The sequence below is a fragment of the Sphaerisporangium cinnabarinum genome, from assembly GCF_055567015.1.
The window spans coordinates 119,986-128,792 of sequence record NZ_JBVHRG010000012.1 but is presented as its reverse complement, the minus strand read 5'-3'; the positions used below and the strand labels follow the sequence as shown (position 1 = coordinate 128,792).

Below are 8,807 nucleotides of genomic sequence, written 5' to 3'. Positions count from 1 at the left end.
GTGTTTCTCTTCGTGCGACCCCGGGAGGCCCGCATGACCACGACCACCGCACCCACCACCCAGCCCGACCCGTCCGCGCCGGCCGCGGGCGAGCGCCGCCTCGAGCGGGCCGACCCGGCCACGGGCAGGCCCGCCGCCCCGGTCCGCTGCGCGGACGCCGACGAGGTCGACGCCGCGGTGCGCGCCGCCGAGGCCGCCTGGCCCGCGTGGCGCGCGACGCCGCCGGGGGAGCGGGCCGGTGCCCTGCGCGCCGCCGCCCGCGCGGTGCGCGCCGCCGTCGACGAGCTCGGCGACCTGCTGTGCACGACGACCGGACGCCTGCGGGCCGAGGCGCGCGCGTCGGCCGAGGTCGCCGCCGACCTGCTCGACGAGGCCGCCGTCGCGGGTCTGGGCCGGGCCGGTCGGGTGCTCGCGGGCGATCCCGCCGCGCTCGACGTCGTGCGCCGGGAGCCGCGCGGCGTCGTCGCGGTGATCACGCCGTGGAACGACCCCTACCCGGCGGCCGCCGGGCTGCTCGCCGCGGCGCTCGTCACCGGGAACACGGTGGTGCACAAGCCGTCGGAGCGCAGCGACGCTCCCGGCGTGCGCCTCGCCGAGATCGTGGCGGGCGCGCTCCCGCCGGACGTCCTGCGCGTCGTCAGCGGCGACGGCGCGACGGGCGCGGCCGTCGTCGCGCACGACGGCGTCGCCCTGGTCGCGCACGTCGGCTCCACCGCCGCGGGACGGCGCATCGCCGCCGCCGCGGGCGCGCGCGGGGCGAAGGTGCTGCTCGAGAACGGCGGCAAGGACCCGCTCGTCGTGGACGCGGGCGTCGACCCGGTCCTCGCCGCGCGGCAGATCGCCACGGGCGCGTTCACCAACGGCGGCCAGCTGTGCACCGCCGTCGAGCGGGCGTACGTCGTCGAGGAGGTCGCGGACGCGGTCGTCGCCGAGCTCGCGCGCCTCGCGGACGAGGTCGTGGTGGGTGACCCGGCCGACGACGCGACGACCATGGGCCCGCTCGTCGACGACGCGCAGCTCGCCGTCGTCGAGGAGCACGTGCAGGGGGCGCTCGCGGCGGGGGCCGAGGTCGTGACGGGCGGCCGGCGGCTCGACCGGACCGGGTCGTTCTACGCGCCCACGGTGCTCGACCGGTGCCCGGACGACGTCGACCTGCTCACGGTGGAGACGTTCGGCCCCGTCGCGCCGGTCGTGCGCGTCGCCGACTTCGACGAGGGCCTGCGTCGTGCGTCCGCGTCGGCGTACGGGCTGGCGGCGACCGTGCTCACGCCGTCGCTCGCGCACGCGCTGCGCGCGGCGGACGTGCTCGACGTCGGCACGGTCAAGGTCAACGCCGTGTTCGGGGGCGCGCCGGGCGGGTCGGCCGACCCGCGGCGCGGCAGCGGCGGCGGCGCCGGGTACGGGCCGGACCTGCTCGACGAGATGACCGTGCGCAAGGCCGTCCACCTCGAGGCGCTGGGGGAGCCGTGAGGCGCCGCGCGGGCGCGACGCTCACGTTCGGCGGGACGGCGACGGCGCTCCTGCGGTTCGGGCGCTTCACGGTGCTCACCGACCCGAACTTCCTGCACCGCGGCCAGTGGGCCTACCTCGGCAAGGGCCTCGCGTCGCGGCGCCGCACCCAGCCCGCGTTCGGGCCGACGGGCCTCCCGCCGCTCGACGCGATCGTCCTGTCCCACCTGCACGGCGACCACTTCGACCGGGTCGCGCGGCGCGGCCTGACGCGGCAGGTGCCGCTCCTCACCACGCCGTCCGCGGCGCGGCGCCTGGCGCGGCACCACTTCGCGACGGTCGGCATGCCGACCGGCACGATCGAGACGTTCCGCGCGGGCAAGGAGACGCTCGACGTGGAGTCGGTCCCGGCCATCCACGCGCGCGGCGTCATGCGTTCCCTGCTGCCGGAGGTCATGGGCACCGTCTACACCCACCGCGTCGACGGCGACCGCCAGACCCAGGTCTACGTCACGGGCGACACGCTCACGGGCGACCACGTCGACGTCGTCGCGGACGCGTTCCCGCACCTCGACTCGGTGGTGGCGCACCTGGGCGGGACGCGCATCCTCGGCCGCACCGTGACGATGGACGACGTGCAGGGCGCGGACCTCGTGCGGCGCGTCGGCGTGCCGCTCGTCGTCCCGGTCCACCACGACGACTACGGCGTGTTCCGCAGCCCGCTGCGCGACTTCCTCGCACGGTCGCCGGAGCTGCCCGGGGTCGAGATCCGGCCCGTGGCGCGGGGTGCGACGGTCGACCTCCGGGTCGACTGACGGCAGGCGCTCGCCGCGGGTGCCCACCCGCCGACCCACCAGGAACAGCGACCTCCTGGTCGGTTTTCGTGAGCAGCCCGGCCGAACTTTTCGTCTCGATATTTCAACTTCTGACTTGGCAGCAGCGAAAGTCCGACCTAGGGTCGAACGCAGCGCGGGGCCAGGACGGCGCCGCGCAGGCCCCGGTCCCCGGGGCCGTCCACCCATCCGGGTCGACCGATCAGCGGCGATCGTCGAGCAGCGGCATCGAGCACAGGTGCCGCGCTGCTGGTCGGGGACCACGGGCTCCTCGATCTACGTCAAGGAGGACGTTGTGCACAGACCATCCACGAGCCGACGCAGGCTCGCCCGAGGTGCCGCGGCGGCGCTGTCCGCCGCGTTGCTCGTCCCGCTCGCGTTGAGCGGTGCGAGCGCGCACCCCGGCCACGGCGGGGACGAGACCGCCGCCGAGGCCGCGCAGGACGACGCGGCACTCGACTGGAACAACTACGAGAAGGTCCTGCTGAGCAAGGACACCGGCGAGCCGATCGACCTCGCCGTCCTGCCCGACTCGCGGGTCCTGCACACGGCGCGCGACGGCGTCGTCCGCCTCACCGACACCGCGACCGGGCGGACGACGCAGATCGCGAAGCTCGACGTCTACGCCAACTCCGAGGACGGGCTGCAGGGCATCTCCCTGGACCCGGACTTCGAGGAGAACGGGTTCGTCTACCTCGTGTACGCGCCCCGCGTCATGGAGGGCACCTCGCCCACCGGGGTCGAGTACCCCGAGACGACGCCGCAGGGCAGCGCGCCGAACTCGCTCCCCGCGGGCGAGGACGAGAGCTACTGGGACCGCTGGCTGGGCTACAACCAGCTCTCGCGGTTCACGTGGGACGCGGAGAGCAGCACGCTCGACCTGGACAGCGAGCGCGCGATCCTCAAGGTCGACGCGCAGCGCGGCCAGTGCTGCCACGTCGGCGCCGACATGGCGTGGGACGCCGAGGGCAACCTCTTCCTGTCCACGGGTGACAACACCCCGGCCGGCGCCCCCGGCGCCGACGGGTACGCCCCGAACAACAACGCGCCCGGCATGAACCCCGGGTTCGACGACCGCCGCAGCGCGGGCAACACGAACGACCTGCGCGGCGCGATCCTGCGGATCAACCCGATCGAGGACATCGCCCCCGGCACGGAGGTCGGGCCCGGCACCACGTACACGATCCCCGAGGGCAACCTCTTCGACGACCCGCAGTACGAGGGGTCCGAGGACCTGGTGCGCGAGGAGATCTACGTGATGGGGGTGCGCAACCCCTTCCGGATCGACTACGACCTCGAGTCCGGCGCGCTCGTCTGGGGCGACTACGGTCCCGACGCGGCGAACGCGAACCCCGACCGCGGCCCGATGGGCTACGTCGAGTGGCAGCTCACGACCGAGCCGATCAACGGCGGCTGGCCCTACTGCCACGGGCCCAACGCGAACTACAACGAGTGGGACTTCGCGACGGGCACGCCCGGCGAGTGGTTCGACTGCGAGGCCGGCGCGAAGAACAACTCCACGTGGAACACCGGTCTGGACGTCGTCCCGCCGGCCACCGCGCCGCAGGTCTACTACGGCGACCGCCCCGGCGACCAGCCGGAGCTGCTCGACCCGCTGGTCGAGCTGGGCGGCGGCGGCCAGGCGCCCATGGGCGGCCCGATCTTCCGCTCTGCCGACTACCCCGACGCGCCGGGCAAGTTCCCCGCGTACTGGGACGGCAAGCCGTTCATGGCGGAGTTCTCCCAGGACTACGTCGTCGCGTTCACGCTCGACGAGCTCTCGTCGGCCGGTGAGGTCACCGCGGTCGAGGACTTCCTGCCCAACGCGCACCTGGAGACGGTGAACCAGCCGATCTGGGACAACGTCATGGACATGGAGTTCGGTCCGGACGGGTCCATGTACGTCCTGGAGTACGGGGACGGCTTCTTCCGCCAGAACCCGGACGCCGGGCTGTACCGCATCACCTACGGGTCGGAGAACAAGACGCCGCGCGCGGCGATCTCCGCCTCCCCGGTGTCGGGCAGCGACGCGCCGCTCGAGGTGACGTTCGACGCCTCAGCGACCACGGACGCGGAGACCCCGAACGAGGGCCTGACCTTCGACTGGGACTTCGACGCCGACGGCGAGTACGACGCGCAGGGCGAGACGGTGACGCACACGTTCACCGAGCGCGGGCGGTTCGCGGTGCAGCTGCGCGTCACCGACCCGGAGGGCAACTTCGGCCTCGCGATCCAGCAGGTCACCGTCGGCAACACCGCCCCGGAGATCACGCTGAGCCAGCCCGACGGGGCCGTCTTCGACTGGGGCGACGCCGTCCCGTACACCGTCTCGGTGCAGGACGCCGAGGACGGCGACGAGCCGGTGTGCACCAACATCCAGTACACGTTCGGCCTCGGCCACAACGAGCACGCCCACCCCGAGGTGAGCGGGCGCGCCGCGGTCACCGAGGACGGCTGCGGCTTCACGATCCAGACGAGCCCCGACGCCGTCGAGCACGGCGAGGGCGAGAAGATCTTCGGCACGCTGGTCGTCACGTACACGGACAAGGCCCAGGGTGACGTCCCCGCCATCACCGGCGAGGCCACGCACATCCTCAAGCCGCAGGCGCAGCAGGCCGAGTGGTACGACGCGGCCGAGGGCGTCGAGGTCGTCGAGGACCCGGCGGCGAACGCCGGCCGCTACGTCACCTCGTTCGACGAGGGCGACTCGTTCACCTACCGGCCGCTCGCGCTCGTGCACGCCCCGACGGGCGAGGCCGTCGACGAGGTCACCGTCCGCGGCAGCGGCGAGGGCACCGTCACGCTGAGCTGGCAGGGCGCGGGGGCCGAGGCCACCGAGCCGCTCGCCGACTTCGCCTTCACGGGCGAGGGCTGGCAGGACGTCACGCAGACGCTGAGCAGCGTGCCCGAGGGCACCGGCTCGGTCGTCGTGACGACCACCGGTGGCGTGGACGTCGACGCGGTGACGTTCGCCGTGGGCGAGGGCAGCACCGAGCCGGTCGTCGTGCCGGCCGAGCAGGTGTCCATCCAGATGTTCTCGCTCATCCCGTGGGTCAACGAGGCGGGCCTCCCGGCCGTGCTCGAGCGCCTGTCGGAGATCGGCTTCAAGAACATCGAGCCCTTCGGCGGCAACTTCTCCGGCTACACCGCCGAGGAGTTCCGTGCGCTGGCCGACTCCTACGGCCTGAGCGTGAAGTCGTCGCACTACAACGTCGACGAGGCCACGTTCGACGCGACCCTGGACTACGTGGGGACGCTCGGCCAGGAGTACGTCGGCTCGGGCGGCTGGCCCGCGCCGGGGATCGGCACCTACGAGAACACGCTCGCGACGGCCGAGGCCATGAACCGGCTCGGGGAGCGGGCGGTCGACGCCGGCTTCACGAAGTTCTTCGGCCACAACCACGACGGCGAGTTCCGCACGACGTACGAGCACGAGGGGGAGACGCTCTCGGCCTGGGAGATCCTGGTCCGCGAGACGAACCCCGAGTACGTCACGTTCCAGCTCGACGTCGCGTGGGCCGCCCACGCGGGCGTCGACGTCCCGGCGCTCATCGAGCAGTACGGCGACCGGATCGAGCTGCTCCACGTCAAGGACGCCACGGGCCTGAACGCGGGCGGCCGCCCGTCGTTCACCAACCTGGGCGAGGGCGAGGTGCCGCTCCAGGAGATCCTCACGGCGGCGCAGGAGGCCGGCGTCGCGTACTACGTCCTCGAGTGGGACCAGGCGCCCGACGGCGAGGACTTCGCGGCCCACGGCTTCGAGTACCTCACCGGCGTCCCCGCCGGCGAGGCCGGGCCCGACGTCACGGCGACCGCGCAGGCGCGCTGCCTCGCGGGCAAGACCTACGTCGCGGTCCGCGCCCTCAACGAGGACGACGTCCCGCTCACGGTGACGCTCGAGACGCCGTACGGCACGAAGACGGTCGAGAACGTCGCCCCGGGTGCGAACGCCTACCAGTCGTTCGCGGTCCGCTCCGGCGAGGTCGAGGCCGGCTCCGCGACGGTCACCGCCACCGACGCCGAGGGGAGGACGGCCACGGTCACGGCCGAGCACGACGCGCTGTCGTGCGGCTGACACCGGCCTGACGCGCAGGAACGCCGGGTGAGGCGGACGTCCGACGCCGCCTCACCCGGCGCTCGCGCGTCCGGGCACCGACCGCTCCGCACACGCACGGCGGCCCGGGTGACGTACGCGTCACCCGGGCCGCCGTCGTGCGGGCTGTCAGCCCTCCTTGACCTGGTCGCGGACGTCCGCCGCGGCCTCCTTGCCGTGCTGCCCCACGGACTGCGCGGCGTCCTTCGCGGCGTCGCGGACGGCCTCGGCGCCCTCCTTCGCGGGCTCCTTGAGATCCTGCACGACCTCCTGCGCCGTGGACTTCACGTCCTCGACGAGCGGCGCCGCCTTCTCCTTGACCCCGACGGCGGCGCGCTGCTCGGCGCGGCTCGACGGGAGGAGGGAGGCGACGACGAGCCCCACGCCGAAGGCCACGAGGCCGACGGCGAGGGGGTTGCCCTGCGTCTGCTCGCGCACCGCCCGCGGGGCGGAGCCCACGGTGTCGGCGACCGAGGACGCCGTGCTGCGCGCCGAGTCGGCGACCGACGAGGCCGCCTCGCGCCCGCGGTCGGCGACGCCGTGCGACGTGTCCCGGGCCGAGTCGACCGTGTCGTGGGCGCTGCCCATGACGCGGTCCTTGACGCTCGTCACGCCCGACCGCACCCGGTCCACCTGGCGGCGCGCCACGTTGCTGGGCTTGACCTTCTCCCCGAGGGCGTCGACGTCGCGGCTCAGCTCGGTCCGCGTGCGCTCGATGTCCGCCCGGATCTCCTCCGGATCGCTGGTGCTCATGAGTTCTTCTCCTCGTGTCCTCGGACGGCGTTCGGGATCTTCTTGAGGGTGTCCGTGGTCTCGGGCATGCCCTCGACCGTGCGCAGCTCCTTGCGTCCGCGCGCCGCGAGCACCGCGGCGACGATCGCCCACAGCACCGCGACGACGACGGCCGACCAGCCGCGGCCCATGACGGCGCCGAGCGCCCACCACAGCGCCACGGAGAGGAACAGCAGGACCATGTGGCCCGCCACCCCGGCGCCGGCGAGCATCCCGGCGCCCTTCCCGGCGCGCTGCGCCGACTGCTTGGCCTCCGCCTTGGCGAGCTCGACCTCCTGGCGCATGAGCGTCGACAGGTCGCGGCTCACCTCGGCGACGAGCTCGCCGATGCTCTGCTGCTCGGCCTGCTGGTCCGCGGACGTCGGCACGGGCTGCGGCGTGGCCACGCCCGGGTCGGGGCCGCTGCCCGTCGTGTGCCGGCCGGTGCCCGCCGCGGCGAACGGGTCAGGGGTGTACGACATCGGGGCCACCTCCCGGCCGGGCGCCCGAGCCGGGCGTCGTGGGCGGGTACGTCGGGGGAACGCCCTCGGCCGACGTCGGGACGTCGGGGTCGTGCGCCAGGCGGTCGTTCGCGAGGCCCGGGTACGCGCCCGCCGTGCCGATGTCGGGCGCGCCGGTCCCCGCGCCGCCGGTCGTGCCCGGCACGCCGGTGGTCCCGGTCGTGCCGGTGGTCGTCGCCGTGGTCGACCCGCCGGTCGAGCCCGTGGTCGTGCCGAGCGGTGCGGCGTGCGCGCCGCGCGTCGCGGACGTCGTCGACCCGGACGTCGACCCGGTGCCGCCGTCCTGCGCGCGGTCGGAGCCGGTGTCCGGCGCGTCCTTCATGCCGCGCACGAGCCGCCCGACCAGCAGGCCGGCCCCGGCGGCGAGGAGGAGGAACGTGCCCGGACGGCGCCGGGCGAAGCTCTCGACCTCGTGCAGCACCGACGCGGGCTCACGGTCCTCGAACCACTGCGCCACCTGCCCGGTGGCGTCCCCGGCGCGCCGCACCAAGTCGGTCGCGTAGCCCGGGTCCTCGGTGCCGTCCGCCATCTGACGGAGCTCGTCACCGAGGGACCGCAGCCCGCCCGCGAGGCGCTCCTGCTGCGTGCGTGCCTGGTCGCTGAGCTCCGTCCTCGTCTGGTCGACCAGGCCGCGTGCGCGGTCCGTGGCCTCGTGCGCGACGTCGCGCGCCTTCTCCTTCGCGTCCTGCGCGACCTCCCGGCCGGCGTCGCCGGCGTGGGACGCGGCCTCGCTCGCGCGCTGCTTCACCCCGGCCGCGGCGCCGCCGCTGTCCCCGGTGTCCTGCGCCGTCCCGACACCCGGCGAACCGGGCCCCGAGCCGTACGGCACGTTCGTCTCGCTCATGGTCGGACTCCCGTCGTCGTCGCCGCTCGTGCGGCGTGACTGGCGACGGAGCGGTAGCCGTGCCGGGCTCTCGCTCCGCCGGTACGGCCACCTCCTGGACCACCCCCCACGCTAGGCGCGGACCGCGCGCACACAACTGGAGCGGGTGGTCGCGCTCAGGTGGCGAGCGGCCCTCTCGTGCAGCCGAGGCGTCACGCACCGTCGCGACCTCCCCGCAGGGCTCCCAGCAGGGCTGATGTGCCGTCGGCCGCCCGCCCGGGGGCCGGTTCGGCTCGCGAGTCGGGCGGTCCGTGGGG

General features: G+C 74.4%; 6 protein-coding genes. 3 read left to right on the top strand and 3 right to left on the bottom strand.

Translation table 11 applies throughout. From position 1 onward, the window contains the following. The first annotated feature begins 33 nt into the window (after positions 1–33). From ACZ4MO_RS17085 to ACZ4MO_RS17075, 3 genes are all read left to right on the top strand, one after another. The gene (locus ACZ4MO_RS17085; RefSeq protein WP_175009825.1) at positions 34–1,470 is read left to right on the top strand and encodes an aldehyde dehydrogenase family protein; all 1,437 of its coding nucleotides are present in this window, start codon (positions 34–36) and stop codon (positions 1,468–1,470) included. Further along, complete coding sequence (locus ACZ4MO_RS17080) at positions 1,467–2,264, top strand: MBL fold metallo-hydrolase (protein WP_175009824.1); 798 nt, start codon at positions 1,467–1,469, stop codon at positions 2,262–2,264. The genes ACZ4MO_RS17085 and ACZ4MO_RS17080 overlap by 4 nt, the downstream gene beginning before the upstream one ends. Positions 2,265–2,577: 313 nt before the next feature. Then, positions 2,578–6,357 carry a PQQ-dependent sugar dehydrogenase gene (locus ACZ4MO_RS17075; RefSeq protein WP_175009823.1) on the top strand — a complete coding sequence of 1,260 codons (3,780 nt, stop codon included), beginning with the start codon at positions 2,578–2,580 and terminating at the stop codon, positions 6,355–6,357. Positions 6,358–6,504: 147 nt separating this feature from the next. Here ACZ4MO_RS17075 and ACZ4MO_RS17070 read toward each other — a convergent pair whose 3' ends face one another. The 3 genes from ACZ4MO_RS17070 to ACZ4MO_RS17060 are packed head-to-tail and all read right to left on the bottom strand — an operon-like array spanning position 6,505 to position 8,511. Continuing rightward, entirely contained in the window at positions 6,505–7,128 is a 624-nt protein-coding gene (locus ACZ4MO_RS17070) for a DUF3618 domain-containing protein (protein ID WP_175009822.1), read from the bottom strand. Then, positions 7,125–7,628: a phage holin family protein gene (locus ACZ4MO_RS17065; RefSeq protein ID WP_083385080.1), complete on the bottom strand. Its 504-nt coding sequence runs from the start codon at positions 7,626–7,628 to the stop codon at positions 7,125–7,127. The genes ACZ4MO_RS17070 and ACZ4MO_RS17065 overlap by 4 nt, the downstream gene beginning before the upstream one ends. Next, entirely contained in the window at positions 7,612–8,511 is a 900-nt protein-coding gene (locus ACZ4MO_RS17060; protein WP_175009821.1) for a hypothetical protein, read from the bottom strand. The genes ACZ4MO_RS17065 and ACZ4MO_RS17060 overlap by 17 nt, the downstream gene beginning before the upstream one ends. Between the last annotated feature and the right edge of the window lie 296 nt (positions 8,512–8,807).

Excerpts from the sequence above, each read along its gene's own strand:
- ACZ4MO_RS17060 (WP_175009821.1), bottom strand. The coding sequence starts at position 8,511 with ATGAGCGAGACGAACGTGCCGTACGGCTCGGGGCCCGGTTCGCCGGGT.
- ACZ4MO_RS17085 (WP_175009825.1), top strand. The coding sequence starts at position 34 with ATGACCACGACCACCGCACCCACCACCCAGCCCGACCCGTCCGCGCCG.
- ACZ4MO_RS17065 (WP_083385080.1), bottom strand. The coding sequence starts at position 7,628 with ATGTCGTACACCCCTGACCCGTTCGCCGCGGCGGGCACCGGCCGGCAC.
- ACZ4MO_RS17070 (WP_175009822.1), bottom strand. The coding sequence starts at position 7,128 with ATGAGCACCAGCGATCCGGAGGAGATCCGGGCGGACATCGAGCGCACG.